This window comes from Sphingobacterium sp. UBA2480 (assembly GCF_002341965.1).
Taxonomy (GTDB): Bacteria; Bacteroidota; Bacteroidia; order Sphingobacteriales; family Sphingobacteriaceae; genus Sphingobacterium; species Sphingobacterium multivorum.
The window spans coordinates 200,848-223,495 of record NZ_DDPA01000009.1; the positions used below are offsets into that span (position 1 = coordinate 200,848).

A 22,648-nucleotide genomic window follows, 5' to 3' on the forward strand; every position below is an offset into this window, starting at 1 on the left:
AAAGAAATATTAAAATAATACGCTATGGCACAATTTAAATGGGAAGGAATATATCCTGCAATGTTATCACCATTTGATGAAAATGGAAATTTGGATTTTGATATGTTTGGTAAAAATATTGAAGCACAATTGGATGGAGGTGTTCACGGTTTGATTATCGCTGGATCATTGGGGGAAGCAAGTGTTTTGACTACAGAAGAAAAGTATGATTTATTGACCTATGCGTTGAAACTTGTTGGTGGTCGTGTACCCGTATTGCTAAATATTGCAGAAAATACAACTGCTGCTGCGATCAAAGTGGCGCAGACCAGTGAGGAATTGGGAGCCGATGGTTTGATGTTATTGCCACCAATGCGCTATAGAGCCGATGATAGAGAAGCTGTCGCTTATTTTCGTGCTGTTGCACAAAGTACCAAACTGCCAATTTTAATCTATAATAACCCAGTTGACTATAGTACTTATGTATCGTTGGATATGTTTGAAGAACTATTGTTGGAACCAAATATCCAGGCAGTGAAAGAATCTACACGAGATTTAACCAATATCACGCGTTTGAAAAATCGTTTTGGTGATCGATTAAAGATTATGGCCGGTGTAGATACCTTGGGGCTCGAGTCTTTAATGTTAGGGGCTGATGGGTTAGTCGCTGGATTGGTGGACGCATTCCCAAGAGAAACAGTGGTTATGTATGATCTTGTGAAAGCTGGTGAATATAAAAAAGCGGTAGAAATATACCGTTGGTTTATGCCTTTGTTGGAATTGGATATTCATCCTAAATTGGTCCAATACATTAAATTGGCCGCTACAGCTGAAGGAATTTCAACACCTTATACACGCGCGCCGAGATTACCGTTGATCGGTGAGGAAGAACAACGTGTGAAAAAAATTATTGCAGATTCAATCGCAACGAGACCACAATTATAGGAATGCTTCTGAACTCTCTGGATGAGAGTTCAGGAAATTTTCTTTTTAGAACCAAGTAAAAATACGCGAAAAGGACCTTCTTATTATATTGAGTAACCGCAAGGAATGAAAATATAGGGAAGGTTTTTATTGATTTTTGAAGATACTAGTTACCATAAAAACAAAAGGAATGGATAGAAACGAAAATGAGATTGATTACGTCGTAAAACAGGCGGAGGCTGGATTTCAGTTTCTTCAACAAACGGATGTCATCGAACGAGCGGAATTGATGTATGCCATTGCCGCTGAAATTGAGGAATTGGGCGAAATATTGATTGAAACGGCTCATCTGGAAACGGCACTACCTTTGGGAAGACTGCAGGGTGAAAAGGCGAGAACAGTCAATCAATGGCGTCGATATGCCGATGCCGTTCGTACTGGTTTATACAGTGAAGCTCGGATAGATCGGGATCCAAATGGCCAATTTGATTTAAGGAAATATAATAAAGGACTTGGTCCAGTGGTCGTCTTTGGCGCGAGTAATTTTCCTTTCGCCTTTTCAACTGCTGGCGGAGATACTGCAAGTGCCATTGGTGCCGGCTGTTCAGTCATCGTAAAGGCTCATCCTGCGCATCTTAAAACCTCCCAATTAATGGCTGACGCCATTGATCGTGCGGTTTCAAAACAGGGCGTTCCGACTGGTGTTTTTAATCATGTGCTGTCAGATTCATTTGCTGTTGGGCAACAGTTGGTTAGCCATAAACAGGTAAAGGCTGTGGCATTCACAGGTTCATTTCGTGGCGGAAAAGCCTTGTTTGATTTAGGGCAGTCGAGACCTGAACCTATTCCGGTATTTGCTGAAATGGGAAGCGTAAATCCGGTTTTTATTTTGCAAGACTACCTCGCTAATCATCTGGAAGCATTTGCAAAGCAGTATATTGGATCATTACTCCTCGGTGTAGGGCAGTTTTGTACTAATCCGGGTGTATTGGTAGGCTTGGCGGGCGAACCGTTCGATCGGCTCAAACTGGCCCTAAAGAGCGAACTAAAATCTGCTGCTACAGGGAAAATGTTACATGCGGGTATTCTGGATAGCTACAATCGCCTAAAAGGCGAAATGGTTCAATCGGAAGGGATCAGCGTATTGGGGGAAGGCGAAGGTAATACACCACATGATTTTGCCCGGGCTGTACTTGTCGAAACTGAAGCCAGTCAGGTATTAAACAATCCCAACTTGCTGGAAGAGGTTTTTGGACCTTTTGGGCTGATTGTATCCTGTAACGACCAAAATGAGATGAATCTTGTCATGCAACAGCTTGATGGGCAGATTACCCTGACTTTCGCTGCCACGGCGCAGGACATACATGAATGCCCGGCTCTTTTTGCAATGGCTCAGGACAAATGCGGAAGACTGCTGTTCCAAGGTATGCCAACAGGCGTAGAGGTTCAGTATGCCATGCAGCATGGCGGACCTTATCCAGCAACCACAGATGCTCGTTTTACTTCAGTAGGGCCAGATGCGGTAAAACGGTTCGTCCGACCTTTTAGCTTCCAGAATTGGCCGAATGAGTTTTTACCTAAAGAGCTACAAGACGGAAACCCATTACAAATTGATCGTCTGGTCAATCAACAATGGACGAAAGCATAATATAGATAAATGACCATATAAACAACAAGGACTCAGAAATGAAGAAGACTTTTTTTTGTATTGATTCGCATACCTGTGGTTGTCCCGTACGATTGGTTGCAGGGGGAACCCCATTGCTAGCGGGTAATTCCATGATGGAGCGCAGATTGCATTTTATACGTGAGTACGACTGGATTCGCAAAGGATTGATGTTTGAACCAAGGGGACATGACATGATGAGTGGAAGTATGCTTTATCCACCATTTGATCCGCAAAACGATATCGGCGTTCTTTATATTGAGACCAGTGGTTGTCTGCCTATGTGCGGACACGGAACGATCGGTACCGTAACGATTGCCATCGAGGAGGGGCTCGTTCAACCTAAAATTCCCGGAAAATTAAGGTTGGAAACTCCGGCAGGGCTTGTTCATATCGATTATGTTCAAGAGGGTCCTAAGGTGAAAAGCGTAAAGCTTACTAACGTCAAGTCTTTTTTATATGCTGAAGGGCTAACGGTAGACTGTCCAGATTTAGGAATTATCAGCGTAGATGTTGCCTACGGTGGCAATTTCTATGGTATTATTGATCCCCAGGCTAATTTTGACGATATCAGTTCTTATTCTGCGAGCCAATTGATCCATTATGGGAAAATAATTCGTCAACTGCTCAACGAAAAATATGCTTTTGTTCATCCCGAAGATGCGAATATTCATGGGTTGACACATATCCAATGGACAGGTAATCCAACGCTTCCCAACTCGTCCGGACGCAACGCCGTACTGGTTGGCGATAATGCCTTGGATCGTTCTCCTTGTGGTACAGGTACTTCGGCGCGTATGGCACAGTGGTACGCGAAAGGGAAGCTTAAAAAAGGAACGGAATTTATACATGAAAGTTATATTGGTTCACAATTTACCGGCAAAATTGAAGCGGAAACAACCGTGGATGGTAAGCCTGCTATTGTGCCGTCCATCGAAGGCTGGGCACGGATAACAGGATATAATACCATTTTTTTGGATGATGAAGATCCTTATTTTGGCGGTTTTCAGGTGATTTAATACATTAATAAGAAAAGAGCAACGTGAAAGAAAATAATAGAGGTACAGTTGTTGTAATAGGTGCTGGAATTGCTGGTCTTGCTTCGGCCTATTACCTGGTGAGAGATGGTTGGGATGTGAAAATCCTGGAAAAAAATACTTTGGACAATAATTGTTCTTATGGCAATGCAGGCATGATCGTCCCCAGTCATTTTACGCCCTTGGCAGCCCCCGGGATAGTCGCGCAAGGAATAAAGTGGATGTTCAATAGTAAAAGCCCCTTTTATGTACGGCCTTCGCTCAATCCGCGGTTGATCAATTGGGGTCTGAAATTCCTAAAACATGCCAACCGCACGCATGTGGAGCAACATGCTTCCGCCATACGTGACCTGAATCTCTATAGCAGCCGCTTGTATGACGAACTGGCCCAAGAAGATAATTTTGATTTTGAACTGAAGCAGAATGGTATCCTGATGATGTATAAATCGAAAGAAATGCAACATGAGGAGATTGAGCTGGCGCATCGTGCACAGGACCTCGGACTCGATGTCGATATCCTCGAAGGAAATACCGTTCAAGAACTGGAACCTAATCTGAAGCTAGATGTATTGGGTGCTATACTTTATCGCTGCGATGGAAAACTATATCCACCCAAGTTAATGCAGCAATTGATTCAATACCTGAAAGCCGCAGGTGTTGCTTTTTTCGAAGAAACTGAAGTCCATAAATTTATGACGGCCGGAAATAAGATTAAAGAGGCAATCAGCAATAAAGGAAGTTTTCAGGCAGACGCTTTTGTCTTGACTGGCGGTGCTTATTTGCCGCAGCTGACTTCAAAGTTGCATTTAAATACACCGCTTATGCCTGGAAAAGGATATTCTTTTATGTATCAGCCCCAGGGCGAGCAGACCTTGAATCATGCGGCATTATTACTGGAAGCTCGTGTTGCTGTAACCCCCATGAATGGCCAGATCAGATTCAGTGGTACGATGGAATTGGGACCTGCAAATGACCGGATTTATGAAAACCGCGTCCGTGGAATTGTAGAATCTATTCCTAAATATTATCCAGAATTGAAGGTCGATTACCCAAGCGAAAAAATATGGTACGGTTACAGACCCTGCTCACCTGATGGATTGCCTTATCTGGGACGCTTGAAAAAATTTGATAATGCTATTGTTGCCGGTGGCGGTGGGATGATGGGCTTGAGCCTGGGCCCAGCTTATGGGAAAGTTGTTGCAGATTTATTGGCAGGACAGAAAATAGAGTCTGAAATCGCTGGTTTTAGGCCGGATCGTTTCGACTGATAAAATTATGATATAAACCAACACCTAAATTATGAATCGTTCTTTTTCTTTTAAAGCCCCCAAAACATTGTTTTATGGACTACTCTTTCTATTCCCGGTATCCACACATGCACAAAAGATGAAATTATACGACCATACAACTCCTTTAGAACCTTATATCGTGCAATACGGGCACGATGTTGAGGCAATCAACTATTTCTATGGTCCGATGCCCAAAGGCTGGGGCAATCAACAGGCTGCAGCATCGCCCGAGCAGCTGGCTCGTCTTCAACGTTTGGATAACGAATATTTGAACAAATTGGACAAATTTCCCTATGAAGAACTTGAAACATCTGGGCAGGTGGATTTTATCTTACTGAAGCGCAAACTAAAAAGTGATCTCCTTGCACTGAAAGAACATGAGTCGAATTACAACAGGTTATCCCTGTATTTACCTTTTGCACAACGAATATTTAAACTCGAAAAGGAACGTCGTCGAGGAAAACGTTTGGCGGGAGAAGATGTCGCGAAAGAGCTGACGCGGGTTGTCGATGAAATCGATCGATCGATAACCGCTTTGCAAGAAAAGACCAATATTCCTGATGCAGATGTGAACTTTTTGGTTGGCCTATTAAATTCTTTGGATTTAAGGATAACAAGCACCTTCGATTTCTATAATGGATACGACCCTGAATTTACCTGGTGGGTACCCGCCATATTTCAACAGGTGAAAAGTAAATTGTCGGATTATAAGGAGAAATTAGCCGCAAAAAGCGACCGGAAAGTTTTTGATGATGGTAGCCAGATTGCGGGTGTGCCGATTGGCGAAAAAGAAATAAACCGAAGACTCAAAGCTGAAATGATCAGTTATACAGCTGCCGATCTGCTAAAATTGGCTGATCAAGAGTTTAAATGGTGTGAAGCAGAGTTATTGAAAGCGAGTCGTGAAATGGGGTTTGGAGACGACTGGCGGGCAGCACAGGAGCAGGTTAAAAACTCCTACGTTCCCATTGGGAAACAGCCGGAACTCATCCTGAAATTGTATAACGATGCACAGCAGTTTATTCAAAAAAATAAACTCATGGATATTCCTGAACTGGCAGATGAAACTTGGGGAATGATCATGATGACCCCAGAACGTCAGCGTGTCAACCCTTTTTTTACGGGTGGTCGGGAAATTAGTATATCATATCCAACCAACACGATGGATCAACAGGCAAAATTGATGAGTATGCGTGGTAATAATCCTTATTTCTCCCGCGGTACTGTGCAGCATGAATTGGTCCCCGGTCATCATTTGCAATATTTTATGAATAGGCGCTACAAGCCTTATCGCGAGGAAGCGTTTAATACACCCTTTTGGACAGAAGGATGGACACTTTATTGGGAATTATTATTGTATAGTAAAGGATTTGCCAAAACTCCCGAAGAGCGTATAGGAATGTTATTTTGGCGTATGCACCGCTGTGCGCGAATAACCTTTAGTATTAAATTTCATTTGGGTGAATGGACGCCGCAGCAATGCATAGATTACTTGGTAAACAGGGTGGGATTTGAGTCTGCTAATGCCCATGGTGAAGTAAAGAGGTCTTTTGAAGGTTCATATGATCCCTTATACCAGTTGGCTTATCTGGTCGGCGGATTACAACTGATGCGGATCAAAGAGGAGGTGGTTGATCAGGGTAAAATGTCATTTGCTGATTTTCATGATCGTGTGATTAAAGAAAATTACCTGCCCATGGAAATGCTAAGAGCGATTATCAAAGGCGAGCAATTAAAACCAGACCATGAGACAAATTGGAAATTCTATCATTTTAACAACTAGGTGTTTATGAGTGAGTCAAAACAAACTTTTCAAAAGTCGCTGGGATTGCTCGATGCAACGATGCTTGTTGTTGGAAGTATGATTGGTTCTGGAATTTTCATCGTTTCTGCAGATATCGCACGCAATACCGGTTCTGCGGGTTGGATGATGGTTGTCTGGCTAATCTGTGGATTTATGACTTTAACAGCAGCATTGAGTTATGGTGAACTCAGCGCGATGTTTCCCAAGGCCGGTGGCCAATATATTTATCTTCGGGAGGCTTATGGTCCCGTATTGAGTTTTGTATTTGGCTGGACATTTTTTGCTGTGATACAAACCGCGACAATCGCCGCCGTCGGCGTTGCGTTTGCTAAATTCACTGCCTACCTTTTCCCCTTTATGGACGAAGATGTCTATCTGCTTGAATGGTCAGATTACCGCGTCTCGGCAGCACAGGTGCTGGCCATTGCGGTCATTATGGTATTAACCTACATTAATTCAAGGGGTGTAAATAGCGGAAAGCGTGTGCAGACATCCATTACATTGATCAAAATTGGGAGCCTGTTGCTTTTGTTGCTCTTTGGCTTCCTGGCTTTGAAACATGAAGTTTGGGCTTTGAACTGGGACAATATTTCGCTTTGGTCCATGCGCCGCTTAAATGTGGATGGAACCTACACATCTTATGATGGGTTTTCAGCAATGGGTGCTTTTTCTGCGGCTATGGTCGGAGCCCTCTTCAGTAGCGATTCTTGGCACTCATCCTCAGCTGTAGCGGGCGAAATTAAGAATCCGCAACGCAATATCGGATTGAGTCTGGCATTGGGGACTTTGCTGGTCACCGTCATTTATCTCTTAACCAATTTAATGTATACCGGTATATTGCCTCTGGAGGCTATGGTCAATGCGCCAAAAGATCGGGTAGCGATGAGTGTCGCTCAAGAGGTTTTTGGCCCCTTTGGAATCACTATTATAGCGATTATGATCATGATTAGTACCTTCGGTTGCAATAATGGAATTATCCTAGCAGGAGCGAGGGTATATTACTCCATGGCCAAAGATGGTTTGTTTTTTAAAAGGGCGGGAAAGCTAAATGCACATGCGGTACCAGCTTGGGCACTCTGGATACAATGTGTCGCTGCGTCAATATGGTGTTTAAGCGGAAAATATGGTGACTTATTGGATATGATTACCTGTGTGGTGGTTATATTTTATGTCCTCGCAATTGCCGGTATTATTCGCCTCCGTATCACGCGTCCGGATTTGAACAGACCCTATAAAGCATTTGGATATCCTTTTCTCCCCATTCTTTATATTCTCATGGGGCTTGCCTTTATCGGCTTGATGGTTATTTTTAAGCCAAATTATACCTGGCCAGGAATTATCATTGCACTCTTGGGTATCCCTATCTATTATTTAATTAATCCTAAGCGAAGAAAGTATGAAGCTTCTTAGTACAGTGGTTTTGTTGTTGTCTGCGCAGTTTCTGTTTGGTCAAGGAACTTTGGTAGATTATACACGTGCACAAAACTTAAAAAAACAATTGACCAACAAAATCGAAAATCTGCCGGGTCAGTTTTATTGGAATGATCGGGGGGATCTGTTTTGGTATGATCGAAATACGGCGCAGGGAAAAGAGTACATTTTGGTCAATCCCCAGGCAAAAACAAAAGAACAGCTGTTTGATCTGACGAAGGTATTTTCCTTGGTGGATGAAAAGCTGGGACGAAAAGTCGAAAATCGTGTTATTTCCAATGATCAGATAAAATTGATGGACCAGGATCAGGTTTCGCTCGATATCGCGGGATACTTTTGGATTTGGAACCGCCGTTCCGCGCAATTGAGCCAGGGCGCTGCAAGTGGAAATAGAGATCGTAATCCGCGATATTGGGGACAACGTGAACAAGGAAATACGTATAGGGAAGTTGAATCTCCAGATAAAATACATGTTGCTTTTATCCGAAACAACAATGTCTTCCTAGCAAAGAAGGGTAATTTAAATCAGGCGCGACAAATTACGTTTGATGGCAATACAGCAAACTATTATAGTAATGATATTCAATGGGCACCGGATAGCCGGAAATTGGCTACAGTAAAAACACAAAAAATAGAGATCAGACAACTGACGCTGATCGAATCTTCCCCTAAAGATCAATTGCAGCCAAAGATTCAGACACGCGATTATGTCAAACCTGGTGATGAATTAGCGCAAAAACTACCCGTTTTATATGATCTCGAAAAAGATAAACTGTGGGTATTTGATGCAGAGCTTATACCGAATCAATTTTATGTTTCGGATTTATCCTGGCGAGATGACAGTAGGGCATTTACTTTTGAGTATAACAAACGCGGGCATCAAGTCTATGGCGTCATGCAAATGGATGCCAATAGCGGTATGTCCAGTTATTTGATCCGAGAACAAAATAAGACCTTTATCGATTATAGCGGTAAGAAATATCGGGAGGATCTAGCCGATGGAAAGGAAATTTTGTGGGCTTCTGAACGCGATGGATGGAACCACCTGTATCTTTATGATGGATCTACCGGAAAAGTGAAAAATCAAATAACGAAAGGAAATTGGGTTGTCCGGAAAGTTGTACATGTCGACGCTGATAAACGAACCGTCATTTTTGAGGGTAGTGGCATGAATGCTGTGGAAGATCCCTATTTGATCCATTATTATTCAATCGGTTTAGATGGAAAGGGCTTAAAACTGCTGACAGAAGAAAATGCAAATCATCAAGCTTTTTTCAATAAAGACTATTCCTTGTTTGTGGATACCTATTCCCGAGTTGATCAGCCGCCAATTTCAGTATTGCGCGACAACCATGGTCGTCTTATCATGGAACTGGAGAAAACAAACAGCAGCTTGCTCGAAGCGGTAGGCTGGCGTGCTCCAGAAGTCTTTAAAGCCAAGGGACGGGATGGTGCAACGGATATCTGGGGTATTATTATTCGACCGACCAATTTTGATCCTGCAAAAAGTTATCCTGTCATCGAATATATTTACGCGGGACCGCATAGCTCTTTCGTGCCCAAATCATTCTACAGCAACCCGAGTGGGATGTATGAATTGGCGGAATTGGGCTTTATCGTGGTGCAGATCGATGGAATGGGGACGTCAAATCGTTCAAAGGCTTTTCATGATATCTGTTGGAAAAATCTGAAAGATGCGGGCTTTCCCGATCGGATCGCCTGGATGCGGGCCGCTTCGAAACAATACAAATACATGGATATCGGTAGAGTAGGGATCTATGGAACGTCGGCTGGCGGTCAAAGCTCGACGGGCGCGCTGTTATTCCATCCGGAGTTTTACAAAGTTGGTGTTTCCTCCTGTGGTTGCCACGATAACCGAATGGATAAAATATGGTGGAACGAGCAATGGATGGGCTGGCCTGTAGGGCCTGAATATGCGGCCAGCTCCAATATTGAAAATGCCGCTAAGCTGGAAGGAAATCTTTTGTTGATTGTTGGAGAACTGGATGATAATGTGGATCCTTCATCCACTTTCCAATTGGTTGATGCCTTGATCAAAGCGCGTAAGAACCATGATTTTATTATGGTTCCTGGGATGGGACATTCTTCTGGGGGAGATTATGGTGAACGAAAAAGGAGGGACTATTTTGTTAAACATCTACTTGGCGTAGACCCGCCTGCCTGGAATCAGTATTGATCGTTAGTAGGCTAATGATCCTATAATGAATGATCCAGTAATGTAGGTTTATTGCCTATTTTTTCTGAAAGTACCTGATCTTATTGGACAGAAGGAACCTTCGGTTTGCTTTCATTGCTTTTGGTGTTTGCGAAGTCATGAAGGGTCCAATTGGGAATACTTATGAAGCGATAAGAGTGGTTCAATAAATACAATGCCCCAGAAAGTGACTTACTTTCCGGGGCGTTGCATTTATTTTATGTCTGTAACCTTGAATCCGTTTTATTCGACCAATACGCCAACATAATAGTTGAACGTATCGATATCAATATTATCTTTCGTTAAACCGGCTATTTTAATCGGTCTGAAACGTTGATCCAATTGGATAAGTTCTCTTTTTTGACCTTTTACGCCAATATGTATAGGCATATGGAAGCCTTTGACTTCACTGATCCATCGGCCCAAGACTCTCCCCGAAGGATCTTGTTTGATTTCCAGTGTAGGAATGGCGGTATGCTGTACATACTGTTCAAATACTTTTAACAGGTCTAAACCGGATTGCTGATTTACGTAGTTGACGATATCATTATAATCGACTTGCTGATGATAAAACCTGCTGTTTAGTCCCCGGAGAATATTTCGCCATTTTTCATCGTTGTCAATCATTGTACGGATCATGTTGAGCATGACACCGCCTTTGGGATACATATCGCCAGATCCTTCTTTATTGACGTGGTAGGGGCCCTGAATGGGGCTGTCATTTTGGATTCCACTTCGGATACCATGAGCGTACGCTTGGCTAGCTTCTTTGCCATAGAAATAGTCGATAAATAAACCTTCAGAATAGTTCGTGAAGCTTTCATGGATCCACATATCGGCCAGATCAGCGGAGGTTATATTGTTGCCAAACCATTCGTGGCCAGATTCGTGGACCACAATAAAATCCCATTTATGTCCCCAGCCAGTTCCCGACGCATCCCCGCCACGATAGCCATTTTGATAATGGTTTCCATAGGCGATGGCACTTTGGTGTTCCATGCCTGTATGGTAGGTTTCAACAAGCTTATAGCCATCTTCATAGAACGGATATGGACCAAACCAATGTTCAAAAGCCTCTAAGGTCTGGTTGGCATTTTTTTGAAGATGGGCTTTCTTTTCTACCGTATCATTTTCGCGCAAGATATAGTAATCTATATCCAATGGTCCTTTTTCACCTTTATATTTTTCCTTAAAATGAACATAATCGCCGATATTGATGGCGACATTGTAGTTGTTGATCGGATTGGCGACTTTCCAATGGTATTTGGTATAACCATCCTTCATTTTTTCTACATTGACCAGGCGACCATTGGATACATTCATCACCTCTTTTGGGACGGCAATGGAAATCATCATACTATCCACTTCATCGGATTGATGGTCTTTGTTTGGCCACCAGACACTCGCGCCCATACCCTGGCATGCGGTTGCTACCCACGGTTTGCCCTTGCTGTCTTTTTTCCAGTCAAAGCCACCATCCCATGGAGCTTTAACCGCCTCTGTAGGATGACCTTCATAAAACACGGTAAATTCATCCTGTGTCCCTTTCTTGATCGCAGTAGGAAATTCGACAAAGACCGCATTGTGCTCTCTGGTAAAGGAAAGTTCTTTCCCTTTATAAATGACTTTATTTACTTTTAAATTTGCAAAAAGATCAAATTGCAGGCGGTTAAAATCAGTCGTGGCCTTGAAACGGAAAAGGTTTGAACCTGAAATATATTTATTGTCTATATCCACCTTAACATCCAGATGATAGTATTGGATGTCGTAGCAGGTGCGTAGTGGTGTTAGGTATCCGCGCAGTGAATCCGCTCTGGTGAATTCATTTTTTTCTTTCATCAGCTGCGCTGCCGATTGCTGTATACCTGCGGTCAATAGACCGCAGGTACCCAATGCATATAATAGTATTCTTTTCATTTTTTGATAAAAATTATTCAGTCTATCTTCCTCCCGGAGGGCAATGTAATTTGAGATAGTTTGTAAATAATGTCCTTAAATGCTCATGTGTGCCCTGTCCCTCGCTAATGGAATGGCTGCGGTTCGGATAAGACATTAACTGGAACTGCACGTTATTTTTGATCAGCTCATTGATCAGGACTTCTGCATTTTGATAGTGCACATTGTCGTCTCCAGTTCCATGGATGTAGAGTAGGTTGCCTTTGATATTTTTTGCATATTTCAGTGGCGAGCCGTTTTCAAAGTCCGCCAGATTTTCTTGCGGAAGGCCCATATAGCGTTCTTGGTATACATTGTCGTATAGTAACTGATTGGCTACCGCTGCAATGGCAATACCGGTTTTATAGATCTGCGGATATTGCCCCAATAGGTTAAGCGTACTCGATCCGCCACCGCTCCAGCCCCAAACGGCCACGCGTGAATTGTCGACAAACGGCCATTTCAGTATTTCTTGCGTTGCTAAAGCCTGATCGCGAATATTGAGCTGTCCGATATTGCGGTAGATGCTTTTTCGCCAAGAGCTGCCTTTAGGAGCAGGCGTTCCGCGATTATCCAACGAAATATAAATATAACCGTCCTGTGCCATATTTCCTTTATATAGACTGTTATAACCTGCACCAAAATTGTCTATCACAGTTTGCGATGCGGGTTCGCCATAAACCATAAAGACAACAGGATACTTTTTATTGGGATCGAAATCCAGGGGCTTTACCATCCAGCCATCTAATTCAATGCCGTCGGTGGTTTTAACTTTAAAAAATTCCGCAATGCCGTCGCTGACTTTCTTTTCACGTTTCAGTTCAAAGTCGACGCGTATTTTGTGGGTCGGTAATTCAATAACAGCATTGTGCTGTAATGTTGTCCGGTTGCTAAAGTTGAAGATGGCGATTTTACCGTCTTTTGAAATATCATAATCGCAGGTTCCTTCGTATGAGGCTGGTGTAAGTCGTTTTGGAACGCCACCTTTTGTAGACACGCTGTAAAGATATTTTTGTGTCGCATTGCTTGGCGAGGCCGTAAAATAAATGGTTTCATTTTTCGGATCAAAAAAATCAAGATTGATCATATCATAATCGGCTTTCATAACCAGCTTCTCATTTCCTGCTAGATCGATCTGGTAAATTTTGCGCCAACCGTCTTTTTCGGATACCCAGATGAAGGCCTTTCCACCTTGAACCCAGTCCCATCCGGAAGGATCATTGTTGTTCCACCGTGCTTTGATATCAATCCACGAATCGCTTTGCTCCTGATGTATGTTCTGCGCTTTATTATCGGAGAGTGCAATAGTGTAGATCTTGCTCTCATTCTGTTTTCTATTGAGCTGCTCCAGAATAAGTTGTTTGCTATCAAGGCACCACTCCATACGTGGGATGTAATGCTGGTTGGGATCTCCCGGGATATTGATCTGTGTGTTCTTGCTATTTGCAAGTTCATAAGTCCATATGGAGCAGGAACTCGGTGATTGTCCAACTTTAGGATACTCTACGGGAATGGTGTAGGAGTAGAGGCTATCGGTATTGTTGATCATTAGAAAATTGCGGATGTTGCGGGCGTCAAGTTTCCAATAAGCAAGGGAAGTGCCATCTGGAGACCAACGGAAACCATCTTTACAGCCAAATTCTTCCTCATACACCCAGTCGAATGTGCCATTGATTAAACGGTCTGTTCCATCGTTGGTAACGGCAACGATGCTACCATTGTTGAGATCCTCTAGGTAGATATTATGGTCAGCTTTGTTCACGTATGCTACTTTATCCGCTTGCGGATTGAACTTCGCAAACATCAGTTGTGAGGCCGGGAATTTCTTGCCCAGCTGTTGCAATTGATTGGTCTTCTTGTTGTAAACCCAATAGTCACCGCGCGTATTCTCTCGCCATACTCTTTTGCTATTGGTATAGATCAAAATAAGCTCCTTATTTTTGGAGATGGAAAAATTTTCGACTTTTAAGGCTGCCGTTGCGCCTTTCGGAATAAGTAATTGTTGCGAAAGGAAGACTGTTCGCATTCCATTTATCGGATTTACCGTTTCTATTCCCTTGTCGGAAAATTCATAATACTGGTCACCCTGATCTGTCCACAATCGCTGTGCAACAAGTAAATTTGGGGCATAAAAAACCAGTAGAAGAATAAGGAGGACTAACTGTTTAATTCTGTTCATTTGTTTATCTGTTTACGTGTATCTGTCCCTTAAATGGGATTAACGACACTTTTAGGGTTTTATCATGAGTTTATTTAGTCAATAGGGTTGTCTTTGAGCTGATAGATTTCCTGGATTTCACGTTCAAGGTATTGTCCGAGACGTCGGTAACCATTCTGCTCGATCAGGTAATTGTCTTCAATACGAACCCCACCAAAATCAAGGTGTTTATTTAAGAAATCATAGTTGATAAATTCTTTGTGTAAATTTTGTTGCTCCCAAAGCTGCGTTAGTTCTGGAATAATATAGATGCCAGGTTCAACGGTTAGCACATTACCAGCTTCCAGTTTCTTACCGAGCCGCAGCGATTTAATGCCAAAAGTTTGGGTATCCTTTGGTTCTGCTTCGGTATATCCAACATATTGCTCGCCGAGATCTTCCATATCATGTACATCGAGGCCGAGCATATGGCCGAGTCCACATTGAAAGAAAAGTGCATGGGCATGGTTCGCGACAGCATCTTGCGTATTCCCTTTCATAAATCCTGTTTGTATAAGTCCGTCTACAAGCGCTTCACAAGCTTTTAAATGAATTTCTTTAAAGTGGATTCCGGCAGTCAGGAGCTGCTCTGCCGTTTTAAACGCATGTAAAACAATCTGGTATATTTCCTCTTGTAACGCAGTGAAACGTTTTCCTACAGGAAAGGTTCTGGTCAAGTCTGACGCATAGCCCATAGCGGTTTCGACGCCCGAATCATTGAGAAGCAGATCACCTGCATAAAGTTGGTGAAATTGCATATGATTGTGTAGGATTTCACCCCGTTTTGTAACTATCGGTGGATAGGAGAAGGAGGTACCCTGATCTTGCGCAAAATGCTGCATGGCATTACTGATCTGATATTCGTAACAATCAGGTTTTGTCATACGCATAGCGATACGATGCATCTCAACGGCAATATCTACCGCTTTCTCCAGTTCGAGGATTTCTTCTGCCGATTTAATGCTTCTTTGTGCGACGACTGCTTTAATCAAAGCCACAGAGGGGGTGAGCTGATTTGCAGTACGGCCGGTTAGCTGCTCAAGTAATAATTTATTATGCGACTGATAAGGAGGAAGATAGTGAATATCCTCCTGTTTTCCTTTGCTAAGGTAGTCGAAAAGTTGATTGAAAGGCAGGATTTTGTCGATACCCGACAGGTCTGCCTTTTCAGCTAAAGTTTGCTGTTGACCCATCCACACAATATCATCGATTGTCATTTCGTCGCCAAATAATATGGTCTCGTTTTTTTCAGCATCCAATACGGCAGCCAAACGTGGACTTTTGATACCTATATAATATAAAAAGCTGCTGTCTTGACGAAATGGATAGGTATTGTGCTCAAAATTGATCGGATTTTCAATGTTACCTAGCAAAAGAATTTTGCCAGTTGTGAACTTTGATAACAGATTATTTCGGCGATTAAGATATATTTCTTTTTTGAACATAAGTTTTGGGAATTATTTGAAGTTGGATTGTCTAATTAGGTGCCTATTGTGTAATACGAATATCGTAAAATTTATGCGCTTCAAAATGATTTATTTAAAAGGTCTTTCTTTAATGTGTAGTGTTTGTTCTTGTTACAAATGATATGTTCTCCGTTTTTTATACTAAAAAGTGCTAAAAACGAAATTTAATAAAGTTCAATCTTTCTATTGAATAATAATTATCACAATTTATCAAAGTCTAATTGTATTTTAACCCATTTTTCCAATATAAATGGGTTTTTATTGTCAATTCGTTGTTTTGTGCGTGGTATTATTAGAGGATTATTAAATATTGTCGAATACTAAACATATTTTAGTATAGTATTTTTATGTTTTATTTCCAAGTCGTGTTGTTGCTTTGGAGTTGTTATATTTATGTTACTAAACAGTAAACATAAAACTAAACAAACCTATATGAAAACGCTCCAATTTAATGTGCCGACCATGCGAGGACAGAGTCTAACAATTCAAGAAGATATATTGGAAACTTTTTATCCTCATTTCCATCGACATCAAGAAGCTCAATTAATGTGGATAAAAAAAGGTAAGGGAGTTTTGATTGTGGAAGACACCTTACATCCTTTTAAGGAAAATGATATTTTCTTTTTGGGAGCGAATCAACCACATGTATTTAAGTCTGCCTCCCAGGACGGATTCTCGAATGAATCTCGCTCCGTTTCCATTTTTTTCGATCCAAATGGAAGGCTTAAATCGCTTTTTTCCCTGGAGGAATTTGAATCGTTGAATCAGTTTATTTATAACAACTCAAGAGGGTTTAAGGTTCCCGATTCATATTTTCCCCAAATAGCAGAACGGGTCTGTTTATTAAAATCTGCGGACCAAATGGATAAGTTAATGCACTTTTTCTATTTATTAAGAGCATTGGCAAATATTTCACGCGAGGCGGAAGCACTTTGTAACGAACGGGTGGAAGTTGCCTTTGATACGATGCACGGATCAAATCGCATTAATATCATCTGCAATTATATTAAGGAGCACTATAAAGACGAAATTACGCTGGAAGATGTTGCTGACCATGCAAATCTTACTCCACAGGCATTTTGTCGATATTTTAAAAAGCATTGTGGTGTAACTTTTGTTACCTACCTCAATAGAATAAGAGTCAAGGAAGTGTGTAATCAATTAAATGAAGATCACTTAGACAGTGTTTCATTTATTGCCTATAACTGCGGATTTAATAGCATTACCAATTTTAATCGGGTTTTTAAACAAATCGTAGGCTGCAATCCAAAAGAGTATGTGCAGCAATATAAACAAACGCTTTACTCTGTGATTTAGAATACAGTACCGAAATCAAGATTTAGGCTTGCCGCTAAAGTACAACAAGGCAACTATCGATTTAAAACTCGTAAAATGAAAGAACAGGTTTGCAGTGAGGCAACTTCCGTTGCCTCGCTGTTTTTTATAGCCTTTAAATAGCATCCTTTAATTGCTATTTTACCACATTTTAAATTCCAATGTACGTGTAAGACAGTTAGAATGTCCTCTCTTATCTTTTTTCGTCTTAATTTTTTTCGAATCAACTGTGGATCAAGTAGGAATTATATTATAGTTTTAGACAGTGCTTGTTCAGTGCTCGTTCAGTGTTTGTTCAGTGCTCGTTCAGTGATGACTCAGTGGAAACTGAATAACGAGTGACGAATCACTGTCTAAAAATTGATTGAAAATTGTGATTAGCTATAAGTTGATATGCAGATGTGATGCTAATTCTATACCCATTCGACTCCTGGAAATAAACCTAAAGACCTTCAAACAGGAATAACGATTCAAAAAAGCAGATCTATACGTGCAATTGATGAAAAAAATAGGCAAAAAAAAAGGTTTTCAAACGGGGAGAATGAAAACCTTAAATAACCAATTATAAACCTAAATTATGATACTACAAAGATAGTGTGTTTTTTACACTTTGTCAAGAATTATTTCAAAAAAATTAAATCTTTTTGAAGACGATACTCGAATTGTGTCCTCCAAAGCCAAATGCATTGCTCATTGCGGTCTGAACTGTTTTTTCATGCGGTTGATTGATGACAATCTGAACTCCTTCGGGAATATCTGGATCGATATTTTCGATATTAATAGTTGCAGGAATTACATTATTGTTGATGGATTTTATGGCAATGATTGCTTCGATAGCGCCAGCCGCCCCAAGTAAATGTCCTGTCATCGATTTGGTGGAACTGACCCATAGATTATTTGGGCTTCCAAAAGCCCGTTGCACGGCCTTAAGTTCGGCGATATCACCCACTGGTGTGGAAGTCGCATGGAGATTCAAATAGTCGAGCTGGCTGATATCGATTTTTGCTTCTTCCAGCGCCAATGACATGGCTTTGGCTGCCGCTATCCCTTCGGGATGGGGCGAGGTCATATGGTAAGCATCTGCGGTCATTGAAGCCCCAACAAGCTCTGCGTAAATTTTTGCGCCTCTTTGCTTTGCATGTTCATATTCTTCCAAGATGAGTGCTCCGGCTCCTTCACCCATGACAAAACCGTCACGATCGCGGTCAAATGGTCTACTTGCAGTCTGTGGACTATCATGCCGGCTCGACATGGCTTTCATTGCAGAAAAGCCGCCAACTGATGCCGGTGTGATGGGGGCTTCTGAACCGCCACTGATGAAGACTTTGGCTTTGCCGAGCCTAATGTAATTAAAGGCGTCCATAAAGGCCGTATTGGATGTGGCACAAGCTGATACGGTGGTGTAATTGATTCCTTTTAAGCCATACTTCATTGAAATCATGCCTGAAGCCATATTCACAATAAGTCTAGGTACAAAGAAAGGACTGAATCTCGGTTTATAATCTCCCGTTACGTAAGCCTCAACTTCATTTTCGAAAGTTTCCATTCCACCCTGACCAACACCCCAGATCACACCGATATCAAATGGATCCATAGCATCGAGATCTAGTCCCGAATCTTCCATCGCCTGCGCTGCGCTATATAAAGCATATTGCGTAAAAAGATCACTTCGTTTAATCTCATTTCTATCTAAGTATTTTTCGGGTTGAAAGTGCTTAATTTCACTTGCAATCTGTGTTCGAAACAGCGAGGCATCAAAACGGCTAATCATCGTTGTGTGGTTTTCGCCCCGTAAAATGTTATCCCAAAATATGTCTATGTTTTCTCCCAGCGGGTTAATTGTCCCCATGCCAGTTATGACAACTCTTTTCATCTCTTTTTATTTTAATATAAACTTATTAATATACCAATTGGTATTTGTTTTTGTAAAAAAAATTAAGCCTTGATCTCCTGATCCACCATTTCCTTCATTTTATCCAATACAATGGCAAGATCTTTTCCCCGACCGGAAATCTTGGAAAGGAGGATTCCGCCTTCGATCATTGCCATAAACATAATGGCATAATTTTCAGCAGAAATATGCTGTTTAAATTCGCCGCTGGCGACTCCCTCTTCAAGTATTAGAATGAACCGTTGTCTCCATAAGTCAAAGGAACGTTTGACTTTGGGCGTTAGAAAAGATAGTGAATCATCCGCCTCTACGGCCGCATTCATCATGGGGCAGCCTCCTGAAGCTGCGATATTTTTGAAATTTTCCTTGTAGAAATCTAGAAAAGCCAATAGCTTCTTTAGCGCTGTTTTTTGCTGGATAATTTGCTGATTAACGGCTTCGGCGATTTTTTTGCTCTGGTAGGTATAGACATGAGTAGCCAGGTCATCTTTGTCCTTGAAATTACCATAGATACTTCCTTTTGTTAATCCTGTCGCTGTCGTGATGTCCGAGAGCGAAGTCGCAAAATAGCCTTTCTTATTAAAAATGGGCGCAGTTTTTTCAATGATATATTGCCGTGTCTGTTCTGCTTTTGACATGTTATTCCTGTTCTTTTAATGCAAATATAAAAAATACTTTTTGGTATATTAGTAATTTGTGCAGGAATGTCTTAGAAATTGGTTTTATTTCGCCTTTGAAATGCGATAGGTACAGCGCGGCGCATTCTCGATGATGTATTCTATTCTACTGATACGATATGCCGGACCGATGAGTTGCTGGAAATTATTCAGTTCTGAACGGCAAAATCCCTGACATTCGGTTGCTGCTGCACATATGGGGCAATGATTTTCAATGAGAAGATAATCGTCAGCCTCTTTTCTCCATTCAGCCATATAGCCTTCCTCTGTTCTTTTGGCAGCTATAACTTCAAGTTTTTTTTCGATGGATTCAATATCCGATATTGCGTCAGTATATTTCTGATATACTTTAGATTCCCGATCACTAATCAGTAGATCCAACGCATTCTCGCCAAGCACTTGTTTAATCGACTGCAATAATTGTACGGTAATGTCGGCGTGACTATCTGGAAATCTTGCCATACCCTGTGGCGACAGACTGTAATAAGTCGAGGGCCGGCCTATACCTTCGCTCCGGGCATTGGATACAATCAGGTTTTGATTCGCGAGGTTCAATAAATGTTTACGGGCTCCTTCTTTTGTTATCGCCAATTCCGATGCAATCAAAGCTGCAGTGGCTTCTCGGCGCATTTTTAATAACATCAATATTCGATCAGCTGGACTTTTCTGCATTTGACAATAAAAAAGTTGTTTTATGTACTACCAACAAAGATAGCATTTTTATTTTTTGTTCTAAAAAGTGTTTCAGATACAGGTTTAGTCTTTTCGAATTTAGTTTTATGACTTTAATAAAACAACTATTAAGTTGTTTTATTAAAATTGATTCTCTAGTTTTGACTTATCATAAAAACAATAATACTATGCATAAATTTCAATTACCCCAGTTACCATATGCCTATGCGGCACTTGAACCCTATTTTGATCGCGAGACCATGACGATTCATCATCAAAAGCATCATCAAGCTTATGTTGACAACCTAAATAAGGCATTGGAAGGCACGGAAAGCGAAGCTAGCACGCTATTGGATATCCTCACAAGCGTCAGTACATATAGCCCGGCAATCCGCAATAATGGCGGTGGTCACTTTAACCATACGTTATTTTGGGAAATCTTATCGCCCAATCCAAAAACGGTACCCACAGGGAAGTTAGCAGATGAGATAAATGCAGCCTTTGGTTCTTTGGAGGAACTCAAAGCCAAGATTAAAAATGCGGGGCTTGGGCAGTTCGGTTCGGGCTGGTCCTGGCTTTATGTCAAGCATTCCGGTGCCTTAGATGTCGTCGCAACCGCCAATCAGGATAATCCGCTAATGGATACACAATCCATCAGCAGGGGTTTCCCTATTTTGGGTGTCGATGTTTGGGAGCATGCCTATTATTTAAAATATCAGAATAAAAGGGCCGATTATTTAGATGCATTTTGGTCGCTTTTGGATTGGTCTGTTGTTGAACAAAAATACGATGCCGTGATTGCAGGCTTGGTTTGATATGTTTATAAATAAAGTTGAAAACACGGGTATATTGGCTTTAGATCTGATTGATTTTAAGTCCAATCTCGCCATCCAAAGTTTTGACATCAAAACTTTGTTGTATCGGGAAGCAATCGTGAAAGAAAAGGAATTCCGAGAAGCGTTGACCGCGGTGGACTGGTCTGCTTTCCGAAATCAGGCGGTTGCTATCAACTGTTCTGTCGACGCAATTATCCCGCCTTGGGTCTATATGACCCTGGCGGAAAAACTTCATCCTGTTGCAGCGTATTACGATTTTAAGACGGTAGAGGCTTTGGAAATAGATTTGTGGATACAGGCTTTGCAAGCAATGGATCTATCGCATTTTCAGCAGCAAAAGGTTGTCATACGGGCCCGTCCGAATATCCCGGCGTCACTTTATATGTTGGCGACGGAACGTTTGATTCCTATTGTGCAGACCTTGATGTATGGTGAGGTTGGTATGCCAAAAGTTATTTTTAAAAAAGGGAAAGTATAATGAAAGCATTAATATTCAATGGTGCCTTGGAAAGAAGGCAAGAATCGACATCGGGAAAACTGTCACACTATGTTTCCGACCAACTAAACCAACGAGGTATTGAAAATACGATTTTTAACCTGGCTGATAGCGGAATACCCTTATTTGATTTGAGTCTCAATCGGGTGCCCAATGCCGTCAAGATTATGAATACTCAGTTTCTAGAAGCAGATGTACATTTTTGGTTGTCTCCGCTTTATCATGGAAGTATTCCCGGTGTGATGAAAAATTGTTTGGATTGGCTTGAAGTCAGTGCTAAAAATAAACCGGCTTATCTGACGGATAAACATATCGGACTGGTGTGTTGGGCCGATGGTGTACACGCACTACAGGGCATTAATGCAATGGATGCTATCGCGAAGTCGCTCCGCGCCTGGACATTGCCTTTTAGTGTGCCTATGATGAAATCTATGCTTTTTGAGCCGGATAATCCACATGTGGTATCTTCGGCTTACCAATGTAAGCTTGACTTGCTGATCGATATTGCTACGAAAAAGAGCAGGGAATATCGTTGATAAAAAAGCCTCTCGNNCGAGAGGCTTTTTTATCAACGGAAGATGTTTTAGCCTATATTTAAATAGACTGGCCAAATCCTGTATGGAAAATTAATTTCAAAAAAGTAGAAGAATATCTTTAGCAATTCATCGCGGAGATATATCTTTGTTTTTTGGATCCGCTAATTGACTATGCGGTTTTCCGACCTACGTTTTCTACTGTCGACTTTGACAAAGCCGGATCGACCGCAAATTTAGACGTAGGGAGAAGTCTTGAACCACC

General features: G+C 41.6%; 17 protein-coding genes. 11 read left to right on the forward strand and 6 right to left on the reverse strand.

Annotated features, from left to right (window positions below; translation table 11 throughout):
* Positions 1-24 precede the first annotated feature (24 nt).
* From B3600_RS21520 to B3600_RS21550, 7 genes are all read left to right on the forward strand, one after another.
* Positions 25-924: a dihydrodipicolinate synthase family protein gene (locus tag B3600_RS21520; protein ID WP_070569465.1), complete on the forward strand. Its 900-nt coding sequence runs from the start codon at positions 25-27 to the stop codon at positions 922-924.
* A 169-nt stretch (positions 925-1,093) separates the two neighbouring features.
* A complete protein-coding gene (locus tag B3600_RS21525) occupies positions 1,094-2,551 on the forward strand; it encodes an aldehyde dehydrogenase (NADP(+)) (protein WP_112374152.1) in 1,458 nt (485 codons plus the stop codon).
* 38 nt (positions 2,552-2,589) lie between these two features.
* Positions 2,590-3,588 carry a 4-hydroxyproline epimerase gene (locus B3600_RS21530; RefSeq protein ID WP_046675727.1) on the forward strand — a complete coding sequence of 333 codons (999 nt, stop codon included), beginning with the start codon at positions 2,590-2,592 and terminating at the stop codon, positions 3,586-3,588.
* A 23-nt stretch (positions 3,589-3,611) separates the two neighbouring features.
* Positions 3,612-4,874, forward strand: a complete 1,263-nt coding sequence (locus B3600_RS21535) for an NAD(P)/FAD-dependent oxidoreductase (RefSeq protein ID WP_115047948.1) — start codon at positions 3,612-3,614, stop codon at positions 4,872-4,874.
* A gap of 31 nt (positions 4,875-4,905) precedes the next feature.
* On the forward strand, positions 4,906-6,678 hold the full coding sequence (locus tag B3600_RS21540) for a DUF885 family protein (protein ID WP_197084133.1): 1,773 nt from the start codon (positions 4,906-4,908) through the stop codon (positions 6,676-6,678).
* A gap of 6 nt (positions 6,679-6,684) precedes the next feature.
* Positions 6,685-8,109: an APC family permease gene (locus tag B3600_RS21545; RefSeq protein ID WP_115047950.1), complete on the forward strand. Its 1,425-nt coding sequence runs from the start codon at positions 6,685-6,687 to the stop codon at positions 8,107-8,109.
* Positions 8,096-10,327, forward strand: coding sequence for a S9 family peptidase (locus B3600_RS21550; protein ID WP_286754347.1), 2,232 nt, complete (start codon positions 8,096-8,098; stop codon positions 10,325-10,327). The genes B3600_RS21545 and B3600_RS21550 overlap by 14 nt, the downstream gene beginning before the upstream one ends.
* Positions 10,328-10,588: 261 nt before the next feature.
* Here the strand turns inward: B3600_RS21550 and B3600_RS21555 are convergent, their stop codons facing one another.
* The 3 genes from B3600_RS21555 to B3600_RS21565 form a co-directional block, all read right to left on the reverse strand.
* Positions 10,589-12,262, reverse strand: a complete 1,674-nt coding sequence (locus B3600_RS21555) for a M1 family metallopeptidase (RefSeq protein WP_286754348.1) — start codon at positions 12,260-12,262, stop codon at positions 10,589-10,591.
* Between the two features lie 22 nt (positions 12,263-12,284).
* Entirely contained in the window at positions 12,285-14,459 is a 2,175-nt protein-coding gene (locus B3600_RS21560) for a S9 family peptidase (RefSeq protein WP_286754349.1), read from the reverse strand.
* 74 nt (positions 14,460-14,533) lie between these two features.
* Positions 14,534-15,922 (reverse strand): aminopeptidase P family protein, encoded by a 1,389-nt coding sequence (locus B3600_RS21565; protein WP_286754350.1) that lies wholly within the window; start codon positions 15,920-15,922, stop codon positions 14,534-14,536.
* 453 nt (positions 15,923-16,375) lie between these two features.
* Here B3600_RS21565 and B3600_RS21570 point away from each other — a divergent pair, with 453 nt between their 5' ends.
* Complete coding sequence (locus tag B3600_RS21570) at positions 16,376-17,260, forward strand: AraC family transcriptional regulator (protein ID WP_286754351.1); 885 nt, start codon at positions 16,376-16,378, stop codon at positions 17,258-17,260.
* A 652-nt stretch (positions 17,261-17,912) separates the two neighbouring features.
* Here the strand turns inward: B3600_RS21570 and fabF are convergent.
* The 3 genes from fabF to B3600_RS21585 form a co-directional block, all read right to left on the reverse strand.
* The gene (gene fabF / locus B3600_RS21575) at positions 17,913-19,151 is read right to left on the reverse strand and encodes a beta-ketoacyl-ACP synthase II (protein ID WP_115047959.1); all 1,239 of its coding nucleotides are present in this window, start codon (positions 19,149-19,151) and stop codon (positions 17,913-17,915) included.
* 62 nt (positions 19,152-19,213) lie between these two features.
* Complete coding sequence (locus B3600_RS21580) at positions 19,214-19,807, reverse strand: TetR/AcrR family transcriptional regulator (RefSeq protein WP_286754352.1); 594 nt, start codon at positions 19,805-19,807, stop codon at positions 19,214-19,216.
* An 84-nt stretch (positions 19,808-19,891) separates the two neighbouring features.
* Positions 19,892-20,518 carry a helix-turn-helix transcriptional regulator gene (locus B3600_RS21585; protein ID WP_115047963.1) on the reverse strand — a complete coding sequence of 209 codons (627 nt, stop codon included), beginning with the start codon at positions 20,516-20,518 and terminating at the stop codon, positions 19,892-19,894.
* Between the two features lie 188 nt (positions 20,519-20,706).
* Here B3600_RS21585 and B3600_RS21590 point away from each other — a divergent pair, with 188 nt between their 5' ends.
* Genes B3600_RS21590 through B3600_RS21600 form a run of 3 tightly spaced genes read left to right on the forward strand, consistent with a single transcriptional unit; the run spans position 20,707 to position 22,386 of the window.
* Positions 20,707-21,333, forward strand: a complete 627-nt coding sequence (locus tag B3600_RS21590) for a superoxide dismutase (RefSeq protein ID WP_286754353.1) — start codon at positions 20,707-20,709, stop codon at positions 21,331-21,333.
* A 1-nt stretch (position 21,334) separates the two neighbouring features.
* On the forward strand, positions 21,335-21,832 hold the full coding sequence (locus B3600_RS21595) for a DUF2480 family protein (RefSeq protein WP_112374155.1): 498 nt from the start codon (positions 21,335-21,337) through the stop codon (positions 21,830-21,832).
* Complete coding sequence (locus B3600_RS21600; protein WP_286754354.1) at positions 21,832-22,386, forward strand: NADPH-dependent FMN reductase; 555 nt, start codon at positions 21,832-21,834, stop codon at positions 22,384-22,386. The genes B3600_RS21595 and B3600_RS21600 overlap by 1 nt, the downstream gene beginning before the upstream one ends.
* Positions 22,387-22,648 lie beyond the last annotated feature (262 nt).

What these genes read in the sequence shown, in the direction of transcription:
- B3600_RS21520 (WP_070569465.1), top strand. Translation starts at nt 25, where the DNA reads ATGGCACAATTTAAATGGGAAGGAATATATCCTGCAATGTTATCACCA.
- B3600_RS21525 (WP_112374152.1), top strand. Translation starts at nt 1,094, where the DNA reads ATGGATAGAAACGAAAATGAGATTGATTACGTCGTAAAACAGGCGGAG.
- B3600_RS21530 (WP_046675727.1), top strand. Translation starts at nt 2,590, where the DNA reads ATGAAGAAGACTTTTTTTTGTATTGATTCGCATACCTGTGGTTGTCCC.
- B3600_RS21540 (WP_197084133.1), top strand. Translation starts at nt 4,906, where the DNA reads ATGAATCGTTCTTTTTCTTTTAAAGCCCCCAAAACATTGTTTTATGGA.
- B3600_RS21545 (WP_115047950.1), top strand. Translation starts at nt 6,685, where the DNA reads ATGAGTGAGTCAAAACAAACTTTTCAAAAGTCGCTGGGATTGCTCGAT.
- B3600_RS21550 (WP_286754347.1), top strand. Translation starts at nt 8,096, where the DNA reads ATGAAGCTTCTTAGTACAGTGGTTTTGTTGTTGTCTGCGCAGTTTCTG.
- B3600_RS21555 (WP_286754348.1), bottom strand. Translation starts at nt 12,262, where the DNA reads ATGAAAAGAATACTATTATATGCATTGGGTACCTGCGGTCTATTGACC.
- B3600_RS21560 (WP_286754349.1), bottom strand. Translation starts at nt 14,459, where the DNA reads ATGAACAGAATTAAACAGTTAGTCCTCCTTATTCTTCTACTGGTTTTT.
- B3600_RS21565 (WP_286754350.1), bottom strand. Translation starts at nt 15,922, where the DNA reads ATGTTCAAAAAAGAAATATATCTTAATCGCCGAAATAATCTGTTATCA.
- B3600_RS21570 (WP_286754351.1), top strand. Translation starts at nt 16,376, where the DNA reads ATGAAAACGCTCCAATTTAATGTGCCGACCATGCGAGGACAGAGTCTA.
- fabF (WP_115047959.1), bottom strand. Translation starts at nt 19,151, where the DNA reads ATGAAAAGAGTTGTCATAACTGGCATGGGGACAATTAACCCGCTGGGA.
- B3600_RS21580 (WP_286754352.1), bottom strand. Translation starts at nt 19,807, where the DNA reads ATGTCAAAAGCAGAACAGACACGGCAATATATCATTGAAAAAACTGCG.
- B3600_RS21585 (WP_115047963.1), bottom strand. Translation starts at nt 20,518, where the DNA reads ATGCAGAAAAGTCCAGCTGATCGAATATTGATGTTATTAAAAATGCGC.
- B3600_RS21590 (WP_286754353.1), top strand. Translation starts at nt 20,707, where the DNA reads ATGCATAAATTTCAATTACCCCAGTTACCATATGCCTATGCGGCACTT.
- B3600_RS21595 (WP_112374155.1), top strand. Translation starts at nt 21,335, where the DNA reads ATGTTTATAAATAAAGTTGAAAACACGGGTATATTGGCTTTAGATCTG.
- B3600_RS21600 (WP_286754354.1), top strand. Translation starts at nt 21,832, where the DNA reads ATGAAAGCATTAATATTCAATGGTGCCTTGGAAAGAAGGCAAGAATCG.